Annotated in this window: 27 protein-coding genes; 10 read left to right on the forward strand and 17 right to left on the reverse strand. The window is 61.8% G+C overall.

The window, feature by feature from the left end; all coding sequences use genetic code 11:
* Positions 1-175 precede the first annotated feature (175 nt).
* Positions 176-451: a mercury resistance system periplasmic binding protein MerP gene (gene merP, locus N5C18_RS13320; RefSeq protein ID WP_011405607.1), complete on the reverse strand. Its 276-nt coding sequence runs from the start codon at positions 449-451 to the stop codon at positions 176-178.
* Positions 452-464: 13 nt separating this feature from the next.
* On the reverse strand, positions 465-815 hold the full coding sequence (locus N5C18_RS13325; RefSeq protein WP_001294663.1) for a mercuric transport protein MerT: 351 nt from the start codon (positions 813-815) through the stop codon (positions 465-467).
* 71 nt (positions 816-886) lie between these two features.
* Here N5C18_RS13325 and N5C18_RS13330 point away from each other — a divergent pair, with 71 nt between their 5' ends.
* Positions 887-1,321: a mercury resistance transcriptional regulator MerR gene (locus N5C18_RS13330; protein WP_032490487.1), complete on the forward strand. Its 435-nt coding sequence runs from the start codon at positions 887-889 to the stop codon at positions 1,319-1,321.
* A gap of 140 nt (positions 1,322-1,461) precedes the next feature.
* Positions 1,462-4,428, forward strand: coding sequence for a Tn3-like element TnAs1 family transposase (locus N5C18_RS13335; RefSeq protein ID WP_279944784.1), 2,967 nt, complete (start codon positions 1,462-1,464; stop codon positions 4,426-4,428).
* Here the strand turns inward: N5C18_RS13335 and N5C18_RS13340 are convergent.
* Positions 4,425-4,625 carry a hypothetical protein gene (locus N5C18_RS13340; protein ID WP_032966765.1) on the reverse strand — a complete coding sequence of 67 codons (201 nt, stop codon included), beginning with the start codon at positions 4,623-4,625 and terminating at the stop codon, positions 4,425-4,427. The two genes, N5C18_RS13335 and N5C18_RS13340, sit on opposite strands and share 4 nt — an antisense overlap.
* A gap of 61 nt (positions 4,626-4,686) precedes the next feature.
* Here N5C18_RS13340 and N5C18_RS13345 point away from each other — a divergent pair, with 61 nt between their 5' ends.
* Both N5C18_RS13345 and N5C18_RS13350 read left to right on the forward strand, forming a co-directional pair.
* Positions 4,687-4,947, forward strand: a complete 261-nt coding sequence (locus N5C18_RS13345; RefSeq protein ID WP_049401600.1) for a hypothetical protein — start codon at positions 4,687-4,689, stop codon at positions 4,945-4,947.
* Positions 4,948-6,153: 1,206 nt separating this feature from the next.
* Positions 6,154-6,828 carry a helix-turn-helix transcriptional regulator gene (locus N5C18_RS13350; RefSeq protein ID WP_005413401.1) on the forward strand — a complete coding sequence of 225 codons (675 nt, stop codon included), beginning with the start codon at positions 6,154-6,156 and terminating at the stop codon, positions 6,826-6,828.
* Positions 6,829-7,142: 314 nt separating this feature from the next.
* On the opposite strand, the gene N5C18_RS13355 is transcribed toward N5C18_RS13350, so the two are convergent.
* The 5 genes from N5C18_RS13355 to N5C18_RS13375 all read right to left on the reverse strand — a co-directional run bounded on the left by N5C18_RS13355 (position 7,143) and on the right by N5C18_RS13375 (position 11,284).
* Positions 7,143-7,772 carry a cyclin-dependent kinase inhibitor 3 family protein gene (locus N5C18_RS13355; RefSeq protein ID WP_306341171.1) on the reverse strand — a complete coding sequence of 210 codons (630 nt, stop codon included), beginning with the start codon at positions 7,770-7,772 and terminating at the stop codon, positions 7,143-7,145.
* A gap of 1,098 nt (positions 7,773-8,870) precedes the next feature.
* Complete coding sequence (locus N5C18_RS13360; RefSeq protein WP_021201831.1) at positions 8,871-9,398, reverse strand: NIF family HAD-type phosphatase; 528 nt, start codon at positions 9,396-9,398, stop codon at positions 8,871-8,873.
* A 101-nt stretch (positions 9,399-9,499) separates the two neighbouring features.
* The gene (locus N5C18_RS13365) at positions 9,500-9,643 is read right to left on the reverse strand and encodes a hypothetical protein (RefSeq protein WP_153855340.1); all 144 of its coding nucleotides are present in this window, start codon (positions 9,641-9,643) and stop codon (positions 9,500-9,502) included.
* Between the two features lie 403 nt (positions 9,644-10,046).
* Positions 10,047-10,988 carry an SseB family protein gene (locus tag N5C18_RS13370; protein ID WP_049401588.1) on the reverse strand — a complete coding sequence of 314 codons (942 nt, stop codon included), beginning with the start codon at positions 10,986-10,988 and terminating at the stop codon, positions 10,047-10,049.
* 2 nt (positions 10,989-10,990) lie between these two features.
* Positions 10,991-11,284, reverse strand: coding sequence for a BPSL0761 family protein (locus N5C18_RS13375; RefSeq protein WP_223224794.1), 294 nt, complete (start codon positions 11,282-11,284; stop codon positions 10,991-10,993).
* 315 nt (positions 11,285-11,599) lie between these two features.
* Here N5C18_RS13375 and N5C18_RS13380 point away from each other — a divergent pair, with 315 nt between their 5' ends.
* The 5 genes from N5C18_RS13380 (at position 11,600) to N5C18_RS13400 (ending at position 18,401) form a co-directional block, all read left to right on the forward strand.
* Positions 11,600-11,842: a cation transporter gene (locus N5C18_RS13380; protein ID WP_224482004.1), complete on the forward strand. Its 243-nt coding sequence runs from the start codon at positions 11,600-11,602 to the stop codon at positions 11,840-11,842.
* A 137-nt stretch (positions 11,843-11,979) separates the two neighbouring features.
* Positions 11,980-12,375, forward strand: a complete 396-nt coding sequence (locus N5C18_RS13385) for a hypothetical protein (protein WP_005413404.1) — start codon at positions 11,980-11,982, stop codon at positions 12,373-12,375.
* Positions 12,376-12,448: 73 nt separating this feature from the next.
* The gene (locus N5C18_RS13390; RefSeq protein ID WP_153855341.1) at positions 12,449-13,753 is read left to right on the forward strand and encodes a TolC family protein; all 1,305 of its coding nucleotides are present in this window, start codon (positions 12,449-12,451) and stop codon (positions 13,751-13,753) included.
* Positions 13,750-15,264 carry an efflux RND transporter periplasmic adaptor subunit gene (locus N5C18_RS13395; RefSeq protein ID WP_005413406.1) on the forward strand — a complete coding sequence of 505 codons (1,515 nt, stop codon included), beginning with the start codon at positions 13,750-13,752 and terminating at the stop codon, positions 15,262-15,264. The genes N5C18_RS13390 and N5C18_RS13395 overlap by 4 nt, the downstream gene beginning before the upstream one ends.
* The gene (locus N5C18_RS13400; RefSeq protein ID WP_005413407.1) at positions 15,261-18,401 is read left to right on the forward strand and encodes a CusA/CzcA family heavy metal efflux RND transporter; all 3,141 of its coding nucleotides are present in this window, start codon (positions 15,261-15,263) and stop codon (positions 18,399-18,401) included. The genes N5C18_RS13395 and N5C18_RS13400 overlap by 4 nt, the downstream gene beginning before the upstream one ends.
* A 104-nt stretch (positions 18,402-18,505) precedes the next feature.
* Here N5C18_RS13400 and N5C18_RS13405 read toward each other — a convergent pair whose 3' ends face one another.
* Together N5C18_RS13405 and N5C18_RS13410 are read right to left on the reverse strand one after the other, a co-directional pair.
* The gene (locus tag N5C18_RS13405; RefSeq protein WP_005413408.1) at positions 18,506-19,336 is read right to left on the reverse strand and encodes a DUF4198 domain-containing protein; all 831 of its coding nucleotides are present in this window, start codon (positions 19,334-19,336) and stop codon (positions 18,506-18,508) included.
* A gap of 26 nt (positions 19,337-19,362) precedes the next feature.
* Complete coding sequence (locus N5C18_RS13410) at positions 19,363-19,656, reverse strand: TonB-dependent receptor (RefSeq protein WP_239510410.1); 294 nt, start codon at positions 19,654-19,656, stop codon at positions 19,363-19,365.
* 88 nt (positions 19,657-19,744) lie between these two features.
* Here N5C18_RS13410 and N5C18_RS13415 point away from each other — a divergent pair, with 88 nt between their 5' ends.
* The gene (locus N5C18_RS13415; RefSeq protein WP_187756563.1) at positions 19,745-19,933 is read left to right on the forward strand and encodes an arginase family protein; all 189 of its coding nucleotides are present in this window, start codon (positions 19,745-19,747) and stop codon (positions 19,931-19,933) included.
* Between the two features lie 29 nt (positions 19,934-19,962).
* Here N5C18_RS13415 and N5C18_RS13420 read toward each other — a convergent pair whose 3' ends face one another.
* The 7 genes from N5C18_RS13420 to N5C18_RS13450 form a co-directional block, all read right to left on the reverse strand.
* Positions 19,963-20,514: a DUF305 domain-containing protein gene (locus N5C18_RS13420; RefSeq protein WP_031269107.1), complete on the reverse strand. Its 552-nt coding sequence runs from the start codon at positions 20,512-20,514 to the stop codon at positions 19,963-19,965.
* A gap of 74 nt (positions 20,515-20,588) precedes the next feature.
* Positions 20,589-20,864, reverse strand: coding sequence for a hypothetical protein (locus N5C18_RS13425; RefSeq protein WP_005413412.1), 276 nt, complete (start codon positions 20,862-20,864; stop codon positions 20,589-20,591).
* 28 nt (positions 20,865-20,892) lie between these two features.
* A complete protein-coding gene (locus N5C18_RS13430; protein ID WP_219625521.1) occupies positions 20,893-23,214 on the reverse strand; it encodes a copper-translocating P-type ATPase in 2,322 nt (773 codons plus the stop codon).
* A gap of 61 nt (positions 23,215-23,275) precedes the next feature.
* Positions 23,276-24,205: a copper homeostasis membrane protein CopD gene (copD, locus tag N5C18_RS13435; RefSeq protein ID WP_017354978.1), complete on the reverse strand. Its 930-nt coding sequence runs from the start codon at positions 24,203-24,205 to the stop codon at positions 23,276-23,278.
* Between the two features lie 10 nt (positions 24,206-24,215).
* Entirely contained in the window at positions 24,216-24,599 is a 384-nt protein-coding gene (gene copC, locus N5C18_RS13440) for a copper homeostasis periplasmic binding protein CopC (RefSeq protein WP_005413416.1), read from the reverse strand.
* 178 nt (positions 24,600-24,777) lie between these two features.
* Positions 24,778-25,128 (reverse strand): four-helix bundle copper-binding protein, encoded by a 351-nt coding sequence (locus N5C18_RS13445; RefSeq protein WP_012480213.1) that lies wholly within the window; start codon positions 25,126-25,128, stop codon positions 24,778-24,780.
* Between the two features lie 70 nt (positions 25,129-25,198).
* Positions 25,199-25,564: a DUF411 domain-containing protein gene (locus N5C18_RS13450; RefSeq protein WP_019184727.1), complete on the reverse strand. Its 366-nt coding sequence runs from the start codon at positions 25,562-25,564 to the stop codon at positions 25,199-25,201.
* Positions 25,565-25,587: the final 23 nt, after the last annotated feature.

The raw sequence follows: 25,587 nt of genomic DNA on the forward strand, positions 1-25,587 counted from the left end.
TTTATCCGTTGTGCCCAAGCCAACTAGTACGACGCCTCGGTCACTGAATCGGTTGTGCGCTTCAGGGAACAGGCTCCGTGGGTCGTTTACAGGCTGCTCACGCGATGACGACCGGCAGAATCGCCTGAGCGGCATCTCTGCCGTGGTTCTAGCGATGCTGCCGTTATTTGTTGCCTTACTTCTTCAGCTCAGATGGGTAGCCTACATCCGTCGTCGCCTTGCTAAGCGCCTGGACGTTGGTCTTCGCATCGTCAAACGTTACGACGGCAAGCTTGGTTGAGAAGTCGACCTCGGTCTTGCTAACACCGTCGACCTTGCTCAAGGCCTTTTTAATGGTGATAGGACAAGTCGCGCAGGTCATGCCAGGAACGGCCAAGGTGACCGTCTGCGTGGCGGCCCACACCGGGGCAACAGCGGCGGCGAGGGCAAGGGAGGCAAACAGTTTCTTCATGATGAACTCCTGGTTAATAGAAAAATGGAACGACATAGGGAAATCCAAGCGCGACCAGGACCAGCACGGCCACGATCCAGAAAATCAGCTTGTAGGTGGCGCGCACCTGCGGAATCGCGCAGACCTCACCTGGCTTGCATGCCTGCACGGGCCGGTAAATCCGCTTCCAGGCGAAGAACAGCGCCACTAGCGCCGCGCCGATGAACAACGGTCGATAGGGTTCCAGCACCGTCAGGTTGCCGATCCAAGCACCGGAGAAGCCCAGGGCGACCAGTACTAGCGGCCCCAGGCAGCAGGTCGATGCAAGAATGGCGGCCAGCCCGCCGGCGAAGAGCGCACCGCGCCCGTTTTGTGGTTCAGACATACGTTGGCCCTTTTGAATTTGGATTGGATAGCGTAACCTTACTTCCGTACTCATGTACGGAGTCAAGCGATATGGAAAATAATTTGGAAAACCTGACCATTGGCGTTTTTGCCAAGGCGGCCGGGGTCAACGTGGAGACAATCCGCTTCTATCAGCGCAAGGGCCTGTTGCCGGAACCGGACAAGCCTTACGGCAGCATCCGCCGCTATGGGGAGGCGGACGTGGTTCGGGTGAAATTCGTGAAATCGGCACAGCGGCTGGGGTTCAGTCTGGACGAGATTGCCGAGCTGTTGCGGCTCGACGATGGCACCCACTGCGAGGAGGCCAGCAGCCTGGCCGAGCACAAGCTCCAAGACGTGCGCGAGAAGATGGCCGATTTGGCGCGCATGGAGGCTGTGCTGTCTGACCTGGTGTGCGCCTGCCATTCGCGGCAGGGGAATGTTTCGTGTCCGCTGATTGCGTCGTTGCAAGGTGGAACGAGCTTGGCAGGGGCTTCCACAGCTTAGCGTGCTTTATTTTCCGTTTTCTGAGACGACCACAGATCAGAAAAGACTGTGCAGCCGACTCTTGATATTCCGTGCAGTCACCTTCTGAAAATGACAGCCGGGAAACCCTCTACCAGTACCTCCGCACGGACGACTGACACATGCCGCGTCGCTTGATCCTCTCGGCCACGGAGCGGGGCACCCTGCTCGCGTTGCCAGAAAGCCAGGATGACCTGATCCGCTACTACACCTTCAACGACTCCGACCTGTCGCTGATCCGTCAGCGGCGCGGCGACGCCAACCGCCTCGGCTTCGCCGTGCAACTCTGCCTGCTGCGCTACCCCGGCTATGCGTTGGGCACTGACAGCGAGCTGCCCGAACCGGTCATCCTGTGGGTGGCCAAGCAAGTCCAGACCGATCCGGCGAGTTGGACGAAGTACGGCGAGCGCGATGTGACCCGTCGCGAGCACGCCCAGGAACTGCGCACCTACCTTCAACTGGCCCCGTTCGGCCTGTCCGACTTCCGCGCCCTGGTGCGCGAGCTGACCGAACTGGCCCAGCAGACCGACAAGGGCTTGCTGCTGGCCGGCCAGGCGCTGGAGAGCCTGCGGCAGAAGCGACGCATCCTGCCGGCGTTGAGCGTGATCGACCGGGCTTGCTCGGAGGCCATTGCACGGGCCAATCGGCGGGTCTACCGCGCCCTGGTTGAACCGCTCACGGACTCGCATCGGGCCAAGCTGGACGAGCTGTTGAAGCTCAAGGCCGGCAGCAGCATCACCTGGTTGACCTGGCTGCGCCAGGCACCGCTGAAACCCAACTCTCGGCACATGCTTGAGCACATCGAGCGGCTGAAGACATTTCAGCTGGTGGACTTGCCCGAAGTCCTGGGCCGGCACATCCACCAGAACCGCCTGCTCAAGCTGGCCCGCGAGGGTGGGCAGATGACGCCCAAAGACCTCGGCAAGTTCGAGCCGCAGCGGCGCTATGCGACCCTGGCCGCCGTGGTGCTGGAGAGCACTGCAACCGTGATTGATGAGCTGGTGGATCTGCACGACCGCATCCTAGTCAAGCTGTTCAGCGGCGCGAAGCACAAGCATCAGCAGCAGTTCCAGAAGCAGGGCAAGGCGATCAACGACAAGGTGCGCCTGTACTCCAAGATCGGCCAGGCGCTGCTGGAGGCCAAGGAAGCCGGCAGCGACCCCTATGCCGCCATCGAGGCGGTGATCCCCAGGGACGAGTTCACCGAGAGCGTCAGCGAAGCCGAGCTGCTGGCCCGGCCGGAGGGCTTCGACCACCTGCACCTGGTCGGCGAGAACTTCGCCACCCTGCGCCGCTACACGCCGGCTCTGCTGGAGGTATTGGAGCTGCGCGCCGCCCCGGCCGCGCAGGGCGTGCTGGCAGCCGTGCAGACGCTGCGCGAGATGAACGCCGACAACCTGCGCAAGGTGCCGGCCGATGCTCCCACCGCCTTCATCAAGCCGCGCTGGAAGCCACTGGTGATCACCCCGGAAGGCCTCGACCGGCGCTTCTACGAAATCTGCGCCCTGTCCGAGCTGAAGAACGCCCTGCGCTCCGGCGACATCTGGGTCAAGGGCTCGCGGCAGTTCCGCGACTTCGACGACTACCTGCTGCCGGCCGAGAAGTTCGCCGCGCTCAAGCGGGAACAGGCCCTGCCGCTGGCGATCAACCCGAACAGCGACCAGTATCTGGAAGAGCGCTTGCAGCTGCTGGACGAGCAGTTGGCCACTGTCGCCCGCCTGGCCAAGGACAACGAGCTGCCCGATGCCATCCTCACCGAGTCCGGGTTGAAGATCACCCCGCTGGATGCGGCGGTGCCGGATCGGGCGCAGGCGCTGATCGACCAGACCAGTCAGTTACTGCCGCGCATCAAGATCACCGAACTGCTGATGGACGTGGACGACTGGACGGGCTTCAGCCGCCACTTCACCCACCTGAAGGACGGGGCCGAGGCCAAAGACCGGACGTTGCTGCTGTCCGCGATCCTCGGTGATGCGATCAACCTCGGGCTGACCAAGATGGCCGAGTCGAGCCCCGGTCTGACCTACGCCAAGCTGTCCTGGCTGCAAGCCTGGCACATCCGCGACGAGACCTATTCGGCGGCCCTGGCCGAGCTGGTCAACCACCAGTACCAGCATGCCTTCGCCGCCCACTGGGGCGACGGCACCACCTCATCCTCCGATGGCCAGCGTTTCCGGGCTGGCGGCCGGGGCGAGAGCACCAGACACGTCAACCCGAAGTACGGCAGTGAGCCGGGACGGCTGTTCTACACCCATATCTCCGACCAGTACGCGCCGTTCAGCACCCGCGTGGTGAATGTCGGCGTGCGCGATTCCACCTATGTGCTCGACGGCCTGCTGTACCACGAGTCCGACCTGCGGATCGAGGAGCACTACACCGACACGGCCGGCTTCACCGATCACGTCTTCGCCCTGATGCACCTGCTGGGCTTCCGTTTCGCGCCGCGCATCCGCGACCTCGGCGAAACCAAGCTGTACGTGCCGCAGGGCGTGCAGACCTACCCGACGCTGCGGCCGCTGATCGGCGGCACCCTGAACATCAAGCACGTCCGCGCCCATTGGGACGACATCCTGCGCCTGGCCAGCTCGATCAAACAGGGCACCGTCACTGCCTCGCTGATGCTGCGCAAGCTCGGCAGCTATCCGCGCCAGAACGGCCTGGCCGTGGCCCTGCGCGAGCTGGGCCGGATCGAACGCACGCTGTTCATCCTAGACTGGCTGCAAAGTGTTGAGCTGCGCCGCCGCGTGCATGCCGGCCTGAACAAAGGTGAGGCGCGCAACTCGCTGGCCAGGGCGGTGTTCTTCAACCGCCTTGGGGAAATCAGGGATCGGAGCTTCGAGCAGCAGCGCTACCGGGCCAGCGGCCTCAACCTGGTGACGGCGGCTATCGTGCTGTGGAACACGGTGTACCTGGAGCGCGCCACCCAGGGGTTGGTCGAGGCCGGCAAGCCGGTGGACGGCGAGCTGCTGCAATTCCTGTCGCCGCTGGGCTGGGAGCACATCAACCTCACCGGCGATTACGTCTGGCGGCAGAGCCGCAGACTGGAAGACGGGAAGTTTCGGCCCCTACGGATGCCCGGAAAACCTTAGCGTACGATTTTTTCCGAATTCTGCGAGCCCCCCAGGAAGAATTGCGTAGACCCGCGCGCAGCAAGCACTACGTTGTGCTGAGGGATCAGCAGCAGCTTTGCCCCCGCGGAATACGCCCCTGTGAGAGCATCCTCTGCCAGGGTATCCGCTGCGACGACGAGGTGGTCACGAGTGAGGAGAACGTTGAGGATGCTCATTGCGGGATCGTCTAGACGTTTGCAGACTATCGCCTTCCCCTCCCCTCCTGTCCAGACTGCTATGGCCTCCGCGATCACACAAATTCTTGGTCGCCCCAATGCTTGCGAGAACGCACTTGAGATACGCCGCGGCTACCTCAAGGCGATGGAAGATGCGCTGCGGGTTTCGCTTCTGATCCACCAAGATCCAAGGCTTCTGTTCGACACGTGGGCCAGACTGCTCCCCTTGATCGCTCAAAGCCACGAGAGTGACGGCAGCCAGCCATTTGCGACCGGGATCGTCCGCTCGCGCGATCATGGATCCCGGCGGTTGGCTGGCTGAGCGTATGGTTGCAATATAGGAAGCAATCGCGCGCGGACCAGAACGCTGTTCATCGCAGACATTCTTAGGGTGCCATTGCAGAGATTTCAGCTTTTGAGGAATAAAATTTCAGTGCAAGACGGTCCATTGCAGAAAAATTTGACTTGCGACTGACGCAACGCAGAAATTGCTGATGCACGGATGATGCAATGCAGAGATTACCGGCTAACAGATGCTGCAGCCCAGCCGGCCAACTGAGGGCTTTGCCCGATGGACGAGCCGTTACTCTTGCCTGCAGATCACGATTCTAGGATGACTTGTGCCTCAATCGGCTGACCAGGATCGGGCGTCTGTGCTGGAGGGCTCCTTAGAGCTCTTGGGTGAAATTCGAGCCGCTTGGATGGAGATAGAGCATGGACGTGACCGAAGATCGACGGCGGTGGCGGCACTTTGCCAGATGTCCCTTGATCACGCCGTGGCAGTACAGTCCCTGATCGCTACTCTGCCCCAGTCAGCAATCTCGCTGGTCCGGCCCCAGTATGAGGCCCTCGTGCGTGCAACCTGGGCATGTTATGCAGCTACCGACACCGACATCGAGAAGCTTCTTGCGCCCCTGACTCTGGAGAGTCAGCAAGCGGCAAAGAGGCTCCCTGGCGTTCAGGACATGCTCGTAAAGCTTGAGTCCTCTGGGCCCCGAGGAGCATCACAGTTGTTGGGCAGAGCCAGACAATGCCTTTATGTCGGCTTGAACTCCTATCTCCATGCCGGGATTCACCCCTTGGCAAGGCAGTTAAATGGCTACCCGGGCGCGCTTCTGGCGGGGGTGGCCATGAACAGCAATGCGCTTGCCATGCTAACCCTTCTGAATCTGGCGCACCTGTGGCCAGGCGAACCAGTTCTGGCATGGATGAATGCACTGCATCATCAATTTGGGGGTGTTTTGCCAGAGTTGGAGCCATTGACCCCCCATCAGCCCTCGCCATAGAGCTGTCCCGGATCGCCTGCGCGTCTAGGGTGGGGTCTGTGGTGAGTGACTAGGCAGTTGGGCCTCGCCCCCCTCTGGGGGCACGGGGAGAACATCACGGGCGCATAAGCAGTTGCCCCGGATTTCTCGTTGGGGCAAGTCCTGGCAGTTGATCTGTGTCGGGGGCCTGTCGGGCGACTGTCATGTTTCCAAGTTCGGCACCCTCCTAATCTGGGCTCCCTACCCCTCCGGAGTTATCTTCTATGACCACCAAGACCCCGCCTCGCCTGCTTACCGCTGCTGAGGTTGGCGCCTGCATTCGCCAGTTCCGCCAGTTGCGTCATTGGTCGCAAGAACAATTGGCCGAGATCTCGGGCCTGAACGTGCGAACAGTTCAGCGGGTTGAGCAGGGTGACTCGGCCAGTTTCGACACCCGTCGCGCACTGGCGCGCGCCTTCGATTTCAATGACATCGATGCACTCAACAAGCCTTTCTCGCTGCCGACAGACGAGGAACTGCAGGCGGCGCAAGCGCAGTTTGAGCGCGACTACATCACCCTGGCGGTGTCCCCGCTTGCTGCTGGGCGCGAGCTGGCCAGCCTGATCGTTTCGTGCGACATGGATCTGTCCGAACCGGCTTTCGAGCTGTCGCGCGAGGCGGCGAGCGAGTTTGCTGCACTGGTCGACTACTACCGTGAGTATCGCGACTGCCAAGACCTGTATTCAGAAGTCGACAAGCTAGACATCTACGACGGGCTGCAGCAGCGCATTGAGGTCCTGCGGGAACTGGGAGTATCACTGTCGCACGGTCAGCGTAAGGTCGTCATTCGGATGGGCTCAGGTATGCCGATGGATGCCACGGTCCTGTACGTCGTGGCGTTTCGCCTCGGCCACGAGTGCAGTCAGATCGTAACTCCTAAGGCAGCACGCATCGGCTGAGTCAGCATTCATTAGATCGATAGTGGTGGCGATACATCTGACAGATGTCTATTGATCGCGCCGTCGCAGTACAGTCCCTGGAGGTTGCCCTGCCTTAGTCAGCGATAGCGCTGGTCCGGCCCCAGCACAAGACCCTGATTCGTGCGACAGCAAGGTTCTTAGCTTTCGAGGCAGCGAATTTTTGATGTGCCCTGAACCCTCGCGAAGATCCACTATGGAGACGCCGTCGATTTCTGGATCCAGACCTAAGAAGCCCTCGAGTTCTGGATCCACAGGCAACTCGTCCTTGAGTTCCTGACTGCGCACCTGAGTGGTCAAGCTCCGCCCGGGTGAAGGCTCTGCGCCCAGTACTCTAGGAACTCCTCTTGAGCAATCGTTTCGATTGCGCCTGGCCTGGCATGCCGCACCATGTGGATGGCATCCGATGCCCGCTTGGCCTCGCCAGACTGCAGCAAAAGCATGGCAGCGACCGTTCCCGCGCGTCCCAACCCCCCCTTGCAGTGGACCACGATCCTTTGACCGCTCAGCATGTCAGCGACGAGCTCAGCACTTAGCTGTAGCCAATCTTTGAGGAGTCTGTCGTCTGGTGCGGCTCCATCAGTGATTGGCAGTCCATGCCAAGAGATGCCCTTCCCCGCCACTATCGCCGGTAAGCTCTCGATTCGAAGGTCCTTGAGCTCCCAAGGCTCAAGCAAGGTGACTAGGTGAGTGGCACCCCAGTCCTGAATAGCCGAGACGTCCACATCTAGGTCTCTCGCCCATGCTCCAGTCATGGCGACTTCCTGGTACTTGCCTGGCGCAAATGTCACCCCTATGCCGCCTCCATGGGCTCCAACAGGCAACTCTGCAATCAGTAACGGGTGGCTAGCGCTGGTGCGCATCATTTCGGCTCTCCCAACATGCGGTAACGTTCTGCGTCGTGCGCCGGGGCGCTCCCCGCTCATTCGCTGCACGGCTAGGATATCGGATGTTCAGATATCGTTGAACTGGAGAGAACACCTAAGGGTCAATATCGGAAAGTCAGATAGACAGTCTGTGGGCAGGTTGATATCCTGACAACTGGTATCGCGATTTGAGGGCTGTGTGGCCTATGTCGTTAGCCAACCGACCCTCATCGCGCCCTGGCCAGAACTGGACAATTTCGTTCGTTCAATAGGTCCCTTTCTTGCGTGCGCGTGGTGCGCGCTAGAGCGCTCAAGAACGGCTAGTTCGCCGGTAGCTGCTGAGGGGTTGGCCTCGCAGGCACTTGACACGCTTGCGACGCTGCGCGTCCTCCATCGCGAACCAGTCGAATGTTCTCGGCTTGCCGCAAGATCTCTGTATGAGCCCCTGGCTTGGTCCTACAAATCTCCGTGGTCTCGCAGTGACTTGAACCTTGAGTCGGCATTGACCCGGTCGCTCACCCAGTGGGCGGCTGAGTGCACGCCCAGTGCGAGGCGGAATCTCGGAATTTCACTGGCATCCACCGAAGCTCGAGCGTACTTGGCAAACCTTCTGCGGAAGCATCGGTTGGACCCGAAGCTAGGCGACGGGCTTCAGTCGATTGGATCGCCTGAATGGAATGCGCTCAGCTTGGGGCGTAAGCGCTACGTGCTGTGGGCGAGCATGCGAAATTCTGCCTCGGAGTTCATACAAAGCGGTTTGGATGAGCATGCCGCGAGGCGAGCACTTGATCGCGAGATAAAACGCAGATGCATCTGGTTAGCTGGACGCGAGCAAGCTGGAACCCTCGCCCGGAAGGATTTTTGCTTCTTGCCTGGTCAGGGTTGGCGTCAGCCGTTGATCCTGGACGTTGCAATGGAGACTTTCCTGCCGCTGGGCATGGCGTACTGGCTGGAACCTAGCGGCAGTTGGCAGCTTTAGCTTCTAGTCTGAGTAGACCGACCAGCTGCCACGGGTCCATGAGATGGTTTGAGGGGGCTCAGGACTCTATCGCGGTAAACGCCCCCCCAGGTCTATATCGACGGTTCTCCAACGAAGCGCTGGACCTTGGTTGACCGGCGAGCCTGTGGCCCATTGGACGCTGGCCAAGAGATGGCCCTCTAGTACTCGTTCAGTCGCTTACGGATTGCCTCGATGGCATCGTCCAGTCCCGCGTCGTCCTCGGGGTAAGGAGAACAAAACAGTTGAACCGGGACCCAGCAATGTTCCTGTCCCGGTTGTACATAGGGGGCGTAATCATCTAGTAGCCATGCAGAGCCGATGGGCTGGGAAACGTTGGCAAGATCCTTCGTCGGCCCAGTCCAGTCTATGTATGGCAAGCGGGCAAACCAACCCGGGGCCGCTCCTTCGCAAGCCAATAGGTCGGCAATCTCGCGAAATCTAGGCTCCGGAACTGTGGTGAAGATGACTAGACCCTCAAAGAGCGACTTTGCCGACTCCAGAAATTCGTAGAGGCCCGGGCGCGGGATCTGGCTTACAGCGTTGGAAATCAGCGTTCCTTCTAAGTCCAAGGCGAGGATGGACGGGCGCATTGTGTAATGGTCCTCTTTGGCGGGGGTGAACGTCGGTACCGCTACCAAGCCCCGCCGGAGGGTGATCCGCCGGCGGGGCTTGGTAGCATCAGACATCTTCGAACTCGCTCGCTTGCTTGAGTTGGTTCTCAAGGAAATCAATGCGCTTCTGAAGATCGGCACTTAGATAGGCTTTGTCCGTAAAGTCCATTGCTGTCTCAGGGATCATCTCCAGCTCGACGCGTGTGGATGTAGCTGATGTACAGCGCCGCATTCCAGCTCGCTTCGCTCAATGGCAGTGTTGAGCGGTTGATGATGCGGGCGGTGATGACTGGCTTGGGCCCAAAGAAGCTGTTTTCCATCCGGAACTCTGGATCAACCGCACTGACCCTCTTTAGCTCGGCGATAGTAGGAAGTTGATCGTTGGCCTCCTGTCATAGCGCTTCTATCTCCTTGGGATTGCTATCCCTGATGTGCTTAACCTGCCCTCTCACCACCTGCCTTACGGAAGCGTTTGGGTAGGTCTGGTTCAGTTTTTCAAGAAGGTCGGCAGGGATTCGTGAGAAAAACAGCCGAATCGTCTCTAACACCATGATTCAACGAGGAAACACCCCTCGACGTCAGGCAGTTCGTGGATTACAGACCTAGGCTTGATTGAACCAGAAGCCGCGTGACACAGGCATTCCTGGAGTACTGCTCAGGCACGCGTGCCCTTCTTGAATATTGGATTCAAGAGTTTCCACGCTCCTGACCCAACGGAAACCTTCAAGAAGGCTCTGACCGTCGCCTGATCCATTGCAGTAGTTCCTCGTGCGGGATCGTACGTCCAGCGTCGACGTCGGCCATACCCTCGCGGGTCCGCCGTTCCTTCTCTTCCTCGGTCAATCCCGGAAGGAGTGCTAGTAGCTTATCTTCAGGGCTCATAGGCCGATGAGCTGTGCTCAAGTTGGCTTGATTCTCGTGAAAAAATATGGGCAGGATCTGGGGATCATCCAAGCCCGCCGGCAAAGGCAGCGATACGTCGTGGACCGCCAAGTCGATGATGACGTCCAAATCTGAGCATAAGGGCTGTATGGCGGTGGTCACCAGACGAGCCGCCCGCTCGGCGAAAGCCAGGTCCACCACCAGCCAGATCAACAGACCGGGAGGCTGTTCGACGCCCCCTGACGAGTGAGTTTCCAGGAGATAGGCCGACGAGACGAAGTCGGCGTGCTCAAGGCTGCCGCTGATGGCCGGAGCGAGCCAAGCCGGCGCGGCCTGGGCAGGTCTCACCGCGAACTCCGCCGGCGCCAGACGTTCCACCCTGGCCAGAAAGCCCGTATCCAACAATGTCGCAACCTCTTCCGGGTACAGGACAACGCCGCCGTAGTTGGGATTGAGCATCAACGTCGCGCCGCGAGTACCGGTTAGCAGCTCACGGCCTGAAACTCCCAGAATTCTGACAGCAGACGAGCTGGCCGCCTGCGCCTTGTCGAGCGAGGTAAAGAAAGGGATCGCATCGAAACCGTCAGGATGGCGGAACTGGACCAGCCGCAGTGTCTGCGCGTCGTCCGAGATGGGCGCATGCACGTACACGATCGCATCCATCAGTCGCTTGAAGAATGCGCGTTCCTCGGCCGCACTGTCGCGGGCCCGTTCAAAGGAAGCCTCCAGCGCTGTCTCCGCAGACGTAGTCCCTCTTCCACGCGGCCTGCTCGGTTGCTTCATGGTCAGATGCGATGAGGGCCGAGCGGGTACCCGGAGAACCAATCCGCCTCGATCTCGCTGCTCAGGTAGGGTCGTACGAAGGCCGACTGGGTCAGCGCTCGCAGCCGCTCTTCGTGCTCAGCAATCGCCTCGATGTCGCTGACGGTTGGATAGTGCCGCAGCAGTCGATATGCCTCTTGCCGCACCTCTTTAGGCACGGCTTGGCTGGCCGCTAGCTGCCTGAGGAACGCGCCCGCCTGCAGCACATTGCGGGTGCGCTCAGATGGCATCGTCATGACATCAAGAATGACTAGCACTAAGGAATGCTTAGCTTATCGCGTTTGTGGCCGGCCAGGGCACGGTGCAACTACAGACCTTGCGATTCCTGTATTAATGTAATATAATCAATAACTTAATTCGCATAAGTGAGCGTTATGTCCATGGAGTGAGGGCCAATAGGAACGAGCAGGTAGCCTGAGCCTTCCCATGATGGGAAGGTCAACAACGCGGGACGGATTACCACTCAACTTGCCTGTCGTTTGACCTTCCCACCGTGGGAAGGCTCATCGTCACGCCGTCGGCAAACCGCCGATGCTTTTGGAGGGTTGTCCATGAATCTCGTTGTTGAAGGTATGACCTGTGGTCACTGTGTCCGAACGGTCACCCAAGCCATTCAGGCCCTTGACCCCCACGCCCAGGTGGACGTCGATCTGGGCAGTGGCGTGGTCAAGATCGAGGGCCTGCTTGCCGTAGAACAGGCGGTTGAGGCTATCCAGCGGCAAGGCTATGTGATCGCTGCGGTGCTCCCTTCTGAGGCTGGTACGCCGGCCGCCCCGGCCGTCGCATCCTCCTGCTGCGGCGGATGCCACCGCTGAGTCCGCGCGAGGGCTTGATCCTGATCAATGACAGTCGGCCCCAAGAGGGCTAGACTGGCCATCATGAGAGCTCGCACGTCCCCTGCCCTGATCTGCCCAGCGTCCGCAGGCGCTGCTTCGGGCGTGCGGGAGCTGTCATGGTGAGGCTGCTGAGGCGGTGGCGGCGACCCCGTTCTCGTGCCCGACTGGCATGGCTGGGACTGTGGGCGCTGCTGCTGCAGCAACTCGCGCTGGTGGCTTACGCCTGTCCGCTGGAATCGGTGGAAGCTGGACAAGCGACCCTGATGGTCGGTTGCGAAGAGATGTCCACGCCGGATCCCGATGCTCCGGCGTTGTGCGACCAGCATTGCCAGCGCGATCACATCGCCACGGCCGATGCGAAGGCCCCTCAAGTGCCTTACCAGCCCGCGCTGGCCGCCTTCGCGCTGGTGCAGGCTCTGTTGCCACCGGTACACGCGCAGTTGTATCGGGATGTTCCGGTGTGCGTGTCCGATCCGCCTCCCCTGCAGCGCTTCTGTAGCCTGCTGATTTAAGCCCCCTCCTGGATTGACCCGTGCTCGTGCTGCATGCGTTGCAGCGCGCTCGTTGTCGTTTCCCGGAGGTCTTATGGAGATGTCTTTCTTCTTGCGTGCAAGGCGCAAGATGGCGTGTGGGTTCGTGTTTGCCCTGGCGCTCAGTGGTCCTGTGCTGGCGGCATCGCCCGCTATCCCGATCAGCTACACAGAAGCCCTACAACGGGCGCTTGCTAACGCCCCAACCCTGCACGTGCGCCGATCGCAGATCGATGCCAGTACCGAAGAAGCCGCGCGTGCTGGCGCGCTTCCCGACCCACGTTTGATCGTGGGGCTGGCGAACTGGCCCGTCAGCGGACCCGATGCCTTCAGCTTGCGGGCCGATGAGATGACCACCCAGCAAATCGGTCTGATGCAGGAGTTTCCTGCGCGTGCGAAACGACGTGCCGAGCACGCGTTGGCGCAAGCGACGCTGGCGCAAGCGCGCTCACTGTCGATGGCCGAACAGCAGATGGTGGCCCAAGCGGCCGCGCTGGCCTGGATCGAGCTGTGGAGTACGCAGCAAGCCGTAGATGCGTTGGAAGGTCTGCGCGAGCCGGCCCGTATAGCCGAGCGTGCGGCGCGTGCTCGCTTGGCAGGCGGCACGGCCGGGGCCAGTGATGTGCTTGCCGCCCAGGCCGCCCTACTGCAGTTGGACAATCGCCTGGAGCAGGTACATGCGGAGCACGCCGCCGCGCAGGCCGGCCTGGCGCGGTGGTTGGGTATTGCACCAGAGGCGATCTTGGCCAGTGGTGCGGCACCGGATTTTTCGCAGTTGCCATTGGAGCCCACCCAACTGCTGGCCAAACTGGACCAACACACGCCACTACTGGGCTGGGAGGCACGCGAGAGCTTAGCCCAGGCCCAGGTGGATGCGGCCGTGGCCGAAACCCGCCCGGATTGGAGTGTGGAGCTCACCTACGGACGTCGCGAGCGCGCACCCGACGGCATGGCGCGCAGCGACATGCTCATGGTGGAAGTGGGTGTGGGCCTGCCGCTGTTCCAGAAGAACCGCCAAGCACGAGGCATCGCGGCACGGCGGGCCGAGCTGGAGGCGGTGTCCGCAGAGCGCGATGAGGCCCGGCGCATCCAAGCCGAGTCGGTGCAACGCGCGATAGCGCGATGGCGCGGGTTAACCGGCCAGTTGGAGCGCCAGAACACGCAGAGCCTGCCTTTGGCGCGCGATCGTGCACGCACGGCGTTGGCCGCCTACGGCGCCGGTGCCGACCTGCAGCCGTGGCTGGAAGCGCGGCGCGATGAGATCGAATTGCACCTGGAGAACGCCCGTCTGCTGGGCGAACAGGGCCGTGCCTGGGCGGCACTGGCCTATCTGCTACCCCATGAGGAGAACACGCCATGAGCCCGACCAAGACGCGTCTCACACAGCTCGCCGTGGCCCTCGGGTTGCTGGCGCTCGGCTTTGCCGGCGGCTACGCCTGGATGACTCGAACCTCTGATACCACCCCGCCCCCCGGCACGAGCGTCGCAGATCAAGCACGCAAGGTGCTGTACTGGTACGACCCCATGGCGCCGGAGCAGCGATTCGACAAGCCGGGCAAATCTCCGTTCATGGATATGGAGTTGCTGCCCAAATACGCAGATGAGGCCATAGGGGGCGGAACGCAGATCGATCCGCGCCTGCAGCAGAACGTGGGCATACGCACTCAGGAAGTGACGGTAGAGTTACTAGGGACTGCCGTACGCGTGCCGGGCACACTGACGTGGGATCTGACCCAGGAAAGCGTGATCAGTGCGCGCATGGAAGGCTTGATCACCCACGTGCAGGTAAAGGCGCCGTTTACCGAGGTTCGTCGTGGTCAAACGCTGGCCACCGTGCAGGCCCCGGCATGGAACGCGGCCATCGCCGAAGCACATGCCCTGAGCCAAGCTCAGTCCGCGGGCGCGCGTGAGCTGCAGGGTGCGGCGCAACAACGGTTGCGTTCGTTGGGTGTTCCTTCTGGCGCCTCGGCCAGAAGTGGCGTCGTGCTTAGCGCAGACCACAGTGGTGTCGTGACCGAGATCCTGGCACGCGAGGGACAGACGGTGATGCCCGGTACGCCACTGTTCAAGATCAATGGGCTGGACACGTTGTGGCTGGAGGCCTCGGTACCCCAGGCAGCGCTGGGCACCTTGCGGCCGGGGACCTCAGTGCAGGCCACGGTCAGTGCCTGGCCGGCAGAGCGCTTTGCCGGACAGATCCAGGCGTTGCTTCCCCAGGTCGACATGGCTAGTCGCACGCAGCGGGCGCGAATTGTGCTGCGCAACCCGCAGCGTCGGCTGGTGCCGGGCATGTTCGCCGAGGTTCTGGTGCAGCCCGACGCCGAGCAGGCCCTGCCAGTCGTTCCCACGGAGGCGCTGATCGCCACCGGGCGGGACAGCCGGGTCATCGTGCAGGATCCGGACGGGAGCTTCCGGCCAGTGCGGGTGAGTGTGGGACGTAGCGTGCAAGGGCGCACGCAGATCGTGGCAGGCTTGGCCGGTGGTGAACGCGTGGTCGTCTCGGGTCAGTTCTTGCTCGACTCCGAAGCCAGTCTCTCCGGTGCGTTGGAGCGCCTGGGTGCTGCACAACCGACACGCCCTGCCAGCGCATCAGGTGTGCACGAGCGCCATGACGCCGGGCACGAACCACGCACTGTCGTGCCGTCACCGTCCAGACAGCCGGCGCCTGTCGCGCCAGACACCTCCACCTCTACGCCGCCGCGCTGCCCGGTGCAGTACTGGTATGACCCGATGGTGCCGGAGAAGCATTTCGACAAGCCGGGCAAGTCACCGTTCATGGATATGCAGTTGGTACCCAAGTTCGGCCCCGCCGCAGCCGCTGATTGCCAGGCAAGCGAGGTCATGTCCGAAGCGATGGAGGGCACACCATGATCGCGCGCCTGATCCATGCTTGCATCGCCAATCGCGTGCTGGTGCTGGTTGCCGCCGCGCTGCTGGCGGTGGTCGGTATCTGGTCGGTAAAGAACACGCCGCTGGATGCGCTGCCGGACCTGTCCGATACCCAGGTCATCATCCGCACGCAATGGGCGGGGCAAACCCCGCGCATCATCGAAGACCAGGTCACCTACCCGTTGGCCACCACGATGTTGTCCGTGCCGGGCGTGAAGGCGGTACGCGGCTTCTCCTTCTTCGGTGATTCATTCGTCTACATCCTGTTTGACGATGCCACTGATCTTTACTGGGCGCGCTCTCGAGTGCTCGAGTACTTGAGCCAGGTACGCGATCGACTTCCGCCGAATGTGAATCCGGCGCTGGGTCCTGATGCGACAGGACTGGGCTGGATCTACCAGTACGCCTTGGTGGATCGGACAGGTCAACGTGATGTGGGGCAGCTGCGTGCGTTGCAGGACTGGTTTCTTCGTTATGAGCTAAAAACCGTGCCGGACGTGGCTGAAGTAGCCAGTGTGGGCGGTGCGGTGCGCGCCTGGCAGATCCAGCCCGATCCGCAGGCGTTGGCGGCCCGTGGACTGACGGTGGCCGAGCTCATCGAGGCGGTGGATGCGGCCAACGGCGCTACCGGGGGCTCGGTGATCGAACAAGGCGAAGCCGAACTGATGGTGCGCAGCGAAGGCTACCTGCGCACACAGGAGGCGTTCGAACAGGTGCCGGTAACCGGCAACGACGGCATCCCCGTCCTGCTCGGCGAGGTGGCCACGATCAGTCGCGGGCCGGTCTTCCGTCGTGGTATCGCAGAGTTGGATGGTCAAGGTGAGGTGGCCGGCGGCGTGATCGTCCTGCGGACCGGCAAGGATGCCTTGGGGGCCATTCGGAACGTCAAAGCGCGACTGCAGGCGTTGCAATCCAGCTTGCCCGAGGGCGTGGAAGTGGTGCCGGTGTACGACCGCTCCGAGCTGATCCAGGATGCGGTACGCAACCTCACCCACAAGCTTGGCGAAGAGTTTCTGGTCGTAGCGCTGGTATGCCTGCTGTTCCTGTGGCACCTACGCTCGGCGTTGGTGGCCGTCATCACCCTGCCTTTGGGTATCCTGGCGGCCTTCATCGTGATGCACGCCCAGGGGATCTCCGCCAACTTGCTGTCATTAGGCGGCATCGCCATCGCCATTGGTGCGATGGTCGATGCAGCGGTGGTGATGATCGAAAATGCACACAAGCATCTGGAGCACTGGCGGGAGGCGCACGGCCGGGAACCTCAGGGTGAGGAGCGCTGGCAGCTGATGGCCCGCTCGGCGGCCGAGGTCGGACCGGCCCTGTTCGCCAGCTTGCTGGTCATCACCCTGTCTTTCGTGCCGGTTTTTGCCCTGCAGGCGCAGGAAGGGCGATTGTTCTCGCCTCTGGCCTACACCAAGACCTACGCGATGGCCGCCGCAGCAGGGTTGTCGGTGACCTTGATCCCCGTTTTGATGGGCTACCTGATCCGCGGCCGCATCCGCCCGGAACAGCAGAACCCCATCAATCGCATCCTGATCGCTGGCTATCGGCCCATCCTGCTGTGGGTCCTCAAACATCCCGGTGTCACCTTGCTGCTCAGCGGCCTGCTGCTAGTGCTCACCTTGATCCCCTTTAGCCGGTTGGGCAGTGAGTTCATGCCGCCCTTGGAAGAAGGCAGCCTGTTGTACATGCCCACGGCCCTGCCCGGCCTGTCCGCCGACAAGGCCCGTCAGTTGCTCCAGCTCTCGGGCCGGATGATCAAGACCGTACCGGAGGTTGAGCACGTGTTCGGCAAGGCGGGCCGTGCCGAAAGTGCGACCGATCCGGCACCGATCGAAATGTTTGAGACCACCGTGACCTTCAAGCCGCGGGATCAATGGCGCCCGGGCATGACCCCCCAGAAGCTACGCCAGGAGTTGGACGCAGCGGTCAAGATTCCCGGTCTGACCAACCTATGGGTCCCGCCCATTCGCAATCGCATCGATATGTTGGCCACCGGCATCAAGAGCCCGATTGGGATCAAGGTCTCCGGACCCGATGTGGAGCAGATCGAGCGCCTGAGCCAGCAGATCGAGCAGGTGGCCAAGACTGTGCCCGGCGTGAGTTCGGCACTGGCCGAACGCGTCACGGGTGGGCGCTATGTCGATGTACAGGTGCGCCCGGAAATCGCTGCACGTTACGGATTCACTCAAGGCCAACTCCAGCAACTGATTGCCACGGTCGTTGGCGGTGATCCAATCGGGGAAACGATCGAGGGGCGCGAACGCTATCCCATCGTCTTGCGCTACCCCCGTGGCCAGCGTGACTCGTTGCAGGCCTTGCAGGATCTGCCGCTGATCGCGCCAGGCGGTGTGCAACTGACCTTGAGCCAGGTGGCGGAGCTGTCAATCAGCCCAGGCCCGCCGATGCTCAAGAGCGATAACGGCCGGTTGGTGGGCTACATCTACGTGGATGTGGCCGATCGCGACTTGGGATCGGTGGTCCAGGACCTGCAAGCCGCGGTGCAGACCCAGGTGAGTTTGCCTGCCGGCTATGGTCTGGCGTGGTCGGGGCAGTACGAGTATCTGCAACGGGCTTTGGCACGCCTGCAATGGGTGGTGCCCGCGGCGTTGGCGATCATCTTCCTGGTCATCTGGATGGTGTTTCGCCGGCTTAGCGATGTATCCATCATCCTGCTCAGCTTGCCCTTGGCGTTGGTGGGCGGTTTCTGGTTGATCTGGGGGCTGGGCCATGCGATTTCGGTGGCCAGCATGATCGGATTCATCGCCCTGGGCGGCGTTGCGGCTGAGTTCGGCGTCATCATGCTGCTGTACCTGCGTCATGCCTGGGAGCAGCGCTTGGCCAGCGGTGCGCCGGAAGATGTGTCTACCCTGCAAGAGGCTATCTACGAAGGCGCCGTGCAACGGGTGCGCCCGAAGGCGATGACGGTAGCCGTCATCCTGGCCGGGTTGTTTCCGCTTTTCGTCGGTGCCGGTGCCGGCTCGGAGGTCATGCAACGTATCGCCGCGCCGATGCTGGGTGGCATGCTCACCGCACCGGTGCTCTCTATGGTGGTGATTCCCGCAGCGTTCTATCTAGTGCGGCGACGTGGATTGCGCGCGGCGCGGGGCGACCAATGAGAGACAGACTGAGCACTTGAGGTAAGTCCCCACAAAAAGACGCCAGTCATGGAAGAAGTCATGACTGGCGTCAAAGGGGAGAGTACCGCCTACATGCTTACTTATCAGTGCCCGGCGTGCGGGGAAATCTCAAAGCTCAGCGACGCCCGATCCGACACAAAATCCAAACCCTTTTGTGTAGAGGGCACAATGTGATTGGTGTGGATGTACCAGGTCTTGGCGGTGGTCACCTGGAAACTGGCTTGGCCTTGGGCATCGGTGCGCAGGAGCGTAGCGCTACCGTGCCCACCCTTGACCGGTGCGTCAGCACGATGACCGACGTACACGCGTAGGTTGGGCACTGGCGTGCCCTGCTGCAGCACCTGGAACGACAGCTGTTCGCCGACCTTCACGCTTCCAGGATTGCGGGCCAAGCGGATCTCCAGCGGATAGCCCAGCGAGGCAGCGAAATCGTCGGTCAGTTTTGTGCCCACCTGTCCAATGGTACGAGCATGCTTGGTATAGCTATAGGTGACCCCTTTGGGAAACTTGCTCGCATCATAGGTGGCCAGGGTATCGGGCAAGTCTTCCAACTCCAGGTACTTGCCGAACTCGCTGGCCGTACGCGTGCTGGTGGAGGCCATCGTCGAGACCCCCAGCAGATAGGTGCCCTCGCCCGCCGGATGCACGGTGAGCTGGCTCTGCTTGCCGACCTCTTTCCAACTGGCCAAGTCCGGTGCAGCCTTAGCGCCGCCCTGACTCAGCGAAACGTCCTGTAGACGCGCTCGGGTGACTGCACCTGCACTTTCATCGAAGGTGCCATTGTTCACCAACGCTGTGTTCGCCTCGCCCGCTGCGGTGCCAGGCTTGGAGAAAGCGACAAACAGGTCGTGCGCACCGGCACTGCCGGCCACAGCGAACAGCAGTAGTGTGGCGGATAGTTGCGTGTTTCTCATGATGTGTAGCTCCTCGTGATCGTGGCTTACCAGTGGTAACCAAAGCGGACATTCCAGCGACGACCCAGCAAGTCGTACGTCATGGTGTCGGTGTCGGTGTCGGTGTTGGGGTTGTTCTTCACGAACGGCGCCTTCTTATCGAGCACTTTTTCAACGCCGGCGGAGATATCCCACTTCTTCTTGATGCCGTAGCTCAGTTGCAGGCTGTGGTACACCACGCTGGACACATGCGAGCCGATCGTGTCGGGCACGGCGATGATGTCGTCCGCGCTGCCGATGTACTGCGCCGAATAGACGCCGGTCCAACGGTTCTTGCCCATACGCAGTGAGCCCAAGCCACGCCACTGGGTGTAGCTACCCAAGCCGCTGGTGATCTTGCCGGCGTACTCAATGGTGGTGGCCCCGGGCGTGAGCGCCCCCAACCCACGCGGGGTGAGTCTGGAGGTCCTGGAAGCCCTGCTGGATCTGGTCATGGCCTCGGGCAAGGTACGTGTGGTCGACGTGGCGGAACTGTGTCCGCCCCTGGATCCGGATCAAGCCACCGCACGTGTGGCCGCGCGTTTGATCCACCGAATGGTCAGTGCGCAGGCTCAGTGAAGTGATATCGGCTGGCAAAAGGCAGTGAGCTAATGGGAACGCTCAGCCAGCAACTGCTTCATTTGCGCGATCTCCTGTGTCTGCGAGGTAATAATGTCCTGGCAGAGCTTCACCAACTCAGGATCCTTCAGACGATTCTCCTCACACATCAGGATGGCGCCAGCGTGGTGGGGAATCATCGAACGGATGAACTGTTTGTCAGTGACCGCTGCTTGAGTGCGAATGCCCCACCAGCAGAACAGCATGAACGCCACCGTCAGACCAGCCAGAATCAGATTGCGTCGGCGATCGGGGTACATGCTGGACATTAGCCACAGCTCGATCAGCAGCATGGGAGCGGCCATCAGGCCCGCCATGTAGAACTGGTTCACGTTGTTATAGACGTTAGCCCACTGATCGACCATTGCGTACATCAATGCGTACATGGCCACGAAAGACAGGCCCATCATCAACAACAGGCGGCCGTAATGGCCTTGATGCCCTTGTTGTGCCTGGTGGGCAGGTTGGTGTGAGGCGTGCGGTTTTGCGTGCTGGGACTGCGGGTCTTGCGCGTTTTCGTGCGTACCGTGCGAAGAGGACATAACAATCTCCGTGGGAATGGCAGAACGGCGGAAGAACCCGCGAACTGTTGGAACAGCTCCCGGGCTGAGAACACTTACATACCCTTGCCGGCAGCGAATTCCTGCGGGCTCAGCTTGCCATCTTTGTTGCTATCGAGCATGCCAAAGTGCGGCGCCAGCTTGTGCTTGGCCAGTTCTTCCTTGGACAGCGAGCCGTCCTTGTTGGCATCGAGCTTGGTGAAATCGGCATCGGCCGCCGCCGGCTTGTGCTGACCGTGGTCGGTGGTGGGCGTGGTGGTCTGGCCGCCGGCGAAGGCCGCGCCCGCCATCAGGAACAAGGCCATCATCGAGAGGGAGGCATAACGCTTCATTGCAGTACTCCTTGTGGGATATGAGCCATCAGTGACAGGAATGGCCGCGCGCAGGCTCATCGGCGCGGTCAGGGTGGGGGGTGGCAACAACGGTGGAGCCGGACAAACGCAGGGCATTGGTGACCACCGAAACCGAGCTCAGGCTCATGGCCAGGGCCGCCATCATCGGACTGAGCAAAAGGCCGAAGCTGGGATACAGCAAGCCGGCGGCGATAGGCACGCCGATGGCGTTGTAGACGAAGGCGAAGCCCAGGTTCTGCTTCATATTGGCCACCGTCAAAGACGAGATGGCACGGGCTTGCACGATGCGCCTCAAATCACCCTTGACCAGGGTGAGCTGGGCGCTGGACATGGCCACATCCGTGCCCGTCCCCATCGCGATGCCCACATCGGCTGCCGCCAGGGCCGGCGCATCGTTGATGCCATCGCCAGCCATGGCCACGCGACGACCCTGGGCTTTGAGTTGCTGGACCAGGTCGGCCTTGTCCTGCGGCTTGACGCCACCACGCACATCCTCGATGCCCAGCGTGCGCCCCACGGCCTCGGCCGTCGCCTGTGCGTCACCGGAGGCCATCACCACGTGCAGGCCATCGGCACGTAGCAGGTTCAAGGCAGGCAAGGTCGTGGCTTTGATGGGATCAGCCACCGCAATGGCGCCGGCCAACCGACCATTGACCGCCAGGAACATCACGCTAGCGCCTTCTTTCCGAAGACGCTCGGCGCTGCTTTGCAAAGGTGCTACATCGGCGCCAACCGACGCCATCAGGCTTTGGTTGCCGAGCACGACATCCTGATCGGACACGCGCCCGCGGACGCCTTGGCCGGTGAGCGAATCAAAATCTTGGGCGGCCACCAGGTTCAAGCCACGTCGCTGGGCTTCAGCCACGATGGCCTCGGCCAAGGGGTGCTCACTGCCCTGCTCCAAGCTGCCGGCCAAACAAAGGATCTGATCGGCGTCGAAGCCGGCGTTGGAGAGCGTGTCGCGAAAGGCTGGACGCCCCTCGGTCAACGTACCGGTCTTGTCCACGATCAACGTGTCGATCAGACGTAGCTGCTCGATCGCCTGAGCATCGCGGAACAGGACCCCGACCTGCGCAGCGCGGCCAGTGGCGACCATGATCGACATGGGGGTAGCCAAACCCAAGGCACACGGGCAAGCAATGATCAGAACCGATACGGCATTGAGGACGGCAAAGGTCCAGGACGGTTCGGGTCCAAACAGACCCCATCCGAAGAACGTGAGCACCGCCGTGGCCAGCACGGCCAGGACAAACCAGTACGCCACCTTGTCCGCCATACGCTGCATCGGCGCGCGGGAGCGCTGGGCTTGGGCTACCAACTGCACAATCTGCGCCAGTACCGTCCCGGATCCGACTTTGTCCGCCCGGATGACTAAGGCGCCCGTCCCGTTGAGCGTGGCGCCTATAACGTGATCACCGACAGCCTTCTCCACCGGAATGGGTTCACCGGTCAGCATCGACTCATCGACACTGGCGCGGCCTTCGATGACTTCCCCATCGACCGGCACCTTCTCGCCCGGTCGTACGCGAAGCAGATCACCCACGTGCACGTGATCCAGCGCAACGTCCTCTTCGCCCCCATCGGGTTTGACGCGGCGAGCCGTCTTGGGCGCCAATCCCAGCAGGGACTTGATGGCCGCCGAGGTTTTGGAACGCGCCCGCAGTTCCAGCAGCTGTCCGAGCAGGGTGAGCGAGACGATGACCGCTGCCGCCTCGAAGTAGACCCCTACCCGTCCATGCTCGCGGAAAGAGTCCGGAAACAGGTCCGGTGCCACGGTGGCCACCACGCTGTAGCCAAACGCGGCGGCCACGCCGATGCCGATCAGCGTCCACATGTTGGGGCTGCGATTGCCGATGGACTGTAGGCAGCGCTCAAAGAAAGGCCACCCCGCCCAGAGCACCACCGGGGCGCTCAGCACGAGCTCAATCCAGGTGCGCGCCTGCGTGGACAAGCCGGGCAGACGGTGTCCCAGCATGGCCAAGACCAGGACGATCAACGTCAAAGGCAACGTCCACCAGAACCTTCGGGTGAAATCGCGTAACTCTGGATTGTCGTCCTCCTCCAGCGAGGGCATCTCCGGCTCCAGCGCCATGCCGCAGATCGGACAGGTGCCGGGACCTGGCTGACGAATCTGCGGATGCATCGGGCAGGTGTAGACCGTGGCGTGGGTACCGCTGGGTTGGGCCACCGCTGCTGGGGCGGTCACTTCAACTTGCTGGGGAGCATCGTCCGTATAGCGGACGGGATTGGTGATGACCCGTCCATCCGCAGCCTCGACAGGGGCTGCGCCTGCAGAATGGTGATGGTCATGGGACGACGGTGAGTTCATGCCGATGCTCGCTTTAGTGGGGATGGACTGCCAAGGCAGTGTGCCATTGCGGGTTACACAGCTATTCGGGGCTGAGCGTCCCGAGCACTGAAACAACAATCAGGATCAAGATGGCCAGCGCGGCCTCAGCCGTAACACTCTGCCGCAAAGCCCGCACCTCCTGCGCGGGATCTCCGCTGGTCAGCGCTCGTTCCAAGCGCGGCACCAGCGTCCATCGGTGCAGCGCTCCCAAACCCAGCATTCCAGCGAACAGGGCCAGTTTGAAAAGCAGCAACTTCCCGTAGGTGCTCTGGAACAGGGCCGAAAACGACCACGCGGTGAGATCCCCGTAGTGCGCGATGCCGGACACGATGAGCGCACCAACGAAGATCGTTCCCAGCGTCGAAAAACCATGCAGAAAGTCATGCGTTGATCGCAGACGCCCGCTGCCGTTCGTCTCTTTGCCGCGCAGCAGCATGGCAAGGAACATCAGGACCGCTGCGATCCAGCCGCCTGCCGCGAGAAGATGGACGATGCCTGCAGCAAGCCGGACCGCGCCTGCCAAGCCCTCGCCAGCGGCGGCGTGGCCGTTCCATGCCAGCGAAGCGAGTGCGCCGCCCGCCAGCATCGCCCCCAGCGGGAAGGCGGTCTCCACCTTCCCGCGGCGACGATGCCATCCGAGCACGAACATCAGGGCGACCAGCAGCGCGCCTCTCGCCATGGCTGCCCGGCCCGCGGACGTCTCGAGCAGATACCAGCCAAGCGATGCGCGATCAACCTCGGCAAGCGGCATTCCCATGATGCCCGCGGTCTTGAAGACGACATCGAGCCCGGTGAGCACGAGACCGGCTACGGCACCCGCCAATAGAACGCCCATGAGTGACCACCCGGCCAAGGCGTCGGCGAGTGCCGATCGACGCGACCCGTACCAACCGAAGAGTGGAACCCCGAAAAGAACCATGATGACAAGGTATTCCAAGAATCTCAGTGCATAAGCCGACAGGTCGAACATTCGCGACTCCTCAGCGCACCGTGAAGCTGAAGCTGCCCGGCATGGGGTGGTTGTCACCACCGACGGCGCGGTATTCCACGGTATAGACGCCCGGAGCCAGCGGTCCAGGCAACTTGGCACGCAGGGTCTTGCCGTTGTTGACGATCTCGGTCGTGAAATTCTCGATCGGCATGGTGGAACTGCCGTGCTTCATGAGCAACTTGAGACGCGACGCCCGCGGAATCAATGTCTCGTTGAACACGAGATCGATCTGGCCTGGCGAGGCCACCACCGCATTTGCCGCCGGTGTGGACTGCTGCAGCGCGGCGTGGGCGTGCGCGACCTGCAGCGAAAACTGCCCGGCCGCGATTGCGAGGACGAGCGCGAAGGAGCGAATGACGTTGGACGACTTCATATGGATAAATCCTCATTGGAATGTGATGCAAAGCCCGTTCGGGAGGGGCCGCGCTGTGTTCGATGCGACAAGCGTTAGATGTCGGACTGTCACTGAAACCACGATTTGTCGGATTTTCTTGATACTTCCGCTTTCGCGAGACGAGGATCCCACCGGCTCAGGCGGGATCCTCGACGCATTACGCTGCCATGGCGCTGCAGCTTTCCGCGCAGCGGCGACAAACTTCGGCGCAGCGCGTCATCTCAGGGTCGTTCATGGCGTCGCATGCATCGGCGCACTGGCGGCAGATCTCCGCGCAGGCACCGCAAACCACGTCGTGAACGCTGGCACCGCGCAGCATCGCGTCGGCACTGGTTGCGCAGGTATCGGCACACGTCGCCAACAGCGCGATGTGCTCCGGGGCCGCGTGAACACCTCCTTTGGTCAGGCAGTAGTTGATGGTCTCCAGGCAGATCGCATGGCATTGCGTGCAGTTGTCGATGCACTCGTTCATGGCCTGGGGCCGGTGTGCTGCGGAATGGTGAGTCATGTAGTTCTCCTTCTTCCTCGCGGGCGAGAATCGGCGCGCCCGCAACACCGTCCCCTGTTGCTGCGACGGATCAGTGCTGTGCGAACGGTTCAGTGGTTCCGTCGCGATGTATCAGCTCGACCGTGAACGGCTGCTGGCGTCCCTCCGGGACCTCCATGCCCGGAGAACCAAGCGGCATCCCTGGGAGGACCAGGCCGCGTGCGTTCGGCTTTTCTTCGAGGAGACGCTTGATGTCCGCGGCCGGAACGTGGCCTTCGATGACGTATCCGCCGATCTCGGCCGTGTGGCAGGAGCCCTTTGCATAGGGGACACCCAACCGCTCCTTGACCAGACCCAGGTCATCCATGTCGTGCACATCCACGGTGAATCCCGCCTTCTGCACGTGGTCGATCCAGACACCGCAGCACCCGCAGGTCGGGGTCTTGTGGACGGTCATGCGTGGCAGGGCTGCTGGAGTCG

This window comes from Stenotrophomonas sp. GD03930, assembly GCF_029839665.1.
Lineage (GTDB): Bacteria > Pseudomonadota > Gammaproteobacteria > Xanthomonadales > Xanthomonadaceae > Stenotrophomonas > Stenotrophomonas forensis.

What these genes read in the sequence shown, in the direction of transcription:
- N5C18_RS13340 (WP_032966765.1), bottom strand. Translation starts at nt 4,625, where the DNA reads ATGAGCATCCTCAACGTTCTCCTCACTCGTGACCACCTCGTCGTCGCA.
- N5C18_RS13385 (WP_005413404.1), top strand. Translation starts at nt 11,980, where the DNA reads ATGGTGAGGCTGCTGAGGCGGTGGCGGCGACCCCGTTCTCGTGCCCGA.
- copD (WP_017354978.1), bottom strand. Translation starts at nt 24,205, where the DNA reads ATGTTCGACCTGTCGGCTTATGCACTGAGATTCTTGGAATACCTTGTC.
- N5C18_RS13410 (WP_239510410.1), bottom strand. Translation starts at nt 19,656, where the DNA reads ATGGGCAAGAACCGTTGGACCGGCGTCTATTCGGCGCAGTACATCGGC.
- N5C18_RS13445 (WP_012480213.1), bottom strand. Translation starts at nt 25,128, where the DNA reads ATGACTCACCATTCCGCAGCACACCGGCCCCAGGCCATGAACGAGTGC.
- N5C18_RS13325 (WP_001294663.1), bottom strand. Translation starts at nt 815, where the DNA reads ATGTCTGAACCACAAAACGGGCGCGGTGCGCTCTTCGCCGGCGGGCTG.
- N5C18_RS13345 (WP_049401600.1), top strand. Translation starts at nt 4,687, where the DNA reads ATGGCCTCCGCGATCACACAAATTCTTGGTCGCCCCAATGCTTGCGAG.
- N5C18_RS13335 (WP_279944784.1), top strand. Translation starts at nt 1,462, where the DNA reads ATGCCGCGTCGCTTGATCCTCTCGGCCACGGAGCGGGGCACCCTGCTC.
- merP (WP_011405607.1), bottom strand. Translation starts at nt 451, where the DNA reads ATGAAGAAACTGTTTGCCTCCCTTGCCCTCGCCGCCGCTGTTGCCCCG.
- N5C18_RS13330 (WP_032490487.1), top strand. Translation starts at nt 887, where the DNA reads ATGGAAAATAATTTGGAAAACCTGACCATTGGCGTTTTTGCCAAGGCG.
- N5C18_RS13420 (WP_031269107.1), bottom strand. Translation starts at nt 20,514, where the DNA reads ATGTCCTCTTCGCACGGTACGCACGAAAACGCGCAAGACCCGCAGTCC.
- N5C18_RS13405 (WP_005413408.1), bottom strand. Translation starts at nt 19,336, where the DNA reads ATGAGAAACACGCAACTATCCGCCACACTACTGCTGTTCGCTGTGGCC.
- N5C18_RS13380 (WP_224482004.1), top strand. Translation starts at nt 11,600, where the DNA reads ATGACCTGTGGTCACTGTGTCCGAACGGTCACCCAAGCCATTCAGGCC.
- N5C18_RS13355 (WP_306341171.1), bottom strand. Translation starts at nt 7,772, where the DNA reads ATGAGCGGGGAGCGCCCCGGCGCACGACGCAGAACGTTACCGCATGTT.
- N5C18_RS13365 (WP_153855340.1), bottom strand. Translation starts at nt 9,643, where the DNA reads ATGGAAAACAGCTTCTTTGGGCCCAAGCCAGTCATCACCGCCCGCATC.
- N5C18_RS13430 (WP_219625521.1), bottom strand. Translation starts at nt 23,214, where the DNA reads ATGAACTCACCGTCGTCCCATGACCATCACCATTCTGCAGGCGCAGCC.
- N5C18_RS13350 (WP_005413401.1), top strand. Translation starts at nt 6,154, where the DNA reads ATGACCACCAAGACCCCGCCTCGCCTGCTTACCGCTGCTGAGGTTGGC.
- N5C18_RS13395 (WP_005413406.1), top strand. Translation starts at nt 13,750, where the DNA reads ATGAGCCCGACCAAGACGCGTCTCACACAGCTCGCCGTGGCCCTCGGG.
- N5C18_RS13370 (WP_049401588.1), bottom strand. Translation starts at nt 10,988, where the DNA reads ATGAAGCAACCGAGCAGGCCGCGTGGAAGAGGGACTACGTCTGCGGAG.
- N5C18_RS13425 (WP_005413412.1), bottom strand. Translation starts at nt 20,864, where the DNA reads ATGAAGCGTTATGCCTCCCTCTCGATGATGGCCTTGTTCCTGATGGCG.
- N5C18_RS13450 (WP_019184727.1), bottom strand. Translation starts at nt 25,564, where the DNA reads ATGACCGTCCACAAGACCCCGACCTGCGGGTGCTGCGGTGTCTGGATC.
- N5C18_RS13400 (WP_005413407.1), top strand. Translation starts at nt 15,261, where the DNA reads ATGATCGCGCGCCTGATCCATGCTTGCATCGCCAATCGCGTGCTGGTG.
- N5C18_RS13360 (WP_021201831.1), bottom strand. Translation starts at nt 9,398, where the DNA reads ATGTCTGATGCTACCAAGCCCCGCCGGCGGATCACCCTCCGGCGGGGC.
- N5C18_RS13390 (WP_153855341.1), top strand. Translation starts at nt 12,449, where the DNA reads ATGGAGATGTCTTTCTTCTTGCGTGCAAGGCGCAAGATGGCGTGTGGG.
- copC (WP_005413416.1), bottom strand. Translation starts at nt 24,599, where the DNA reads ATGAAGTCGTCCAACGTCATTCGCTCCTTCGCGCTCGTCCTCGCAATC.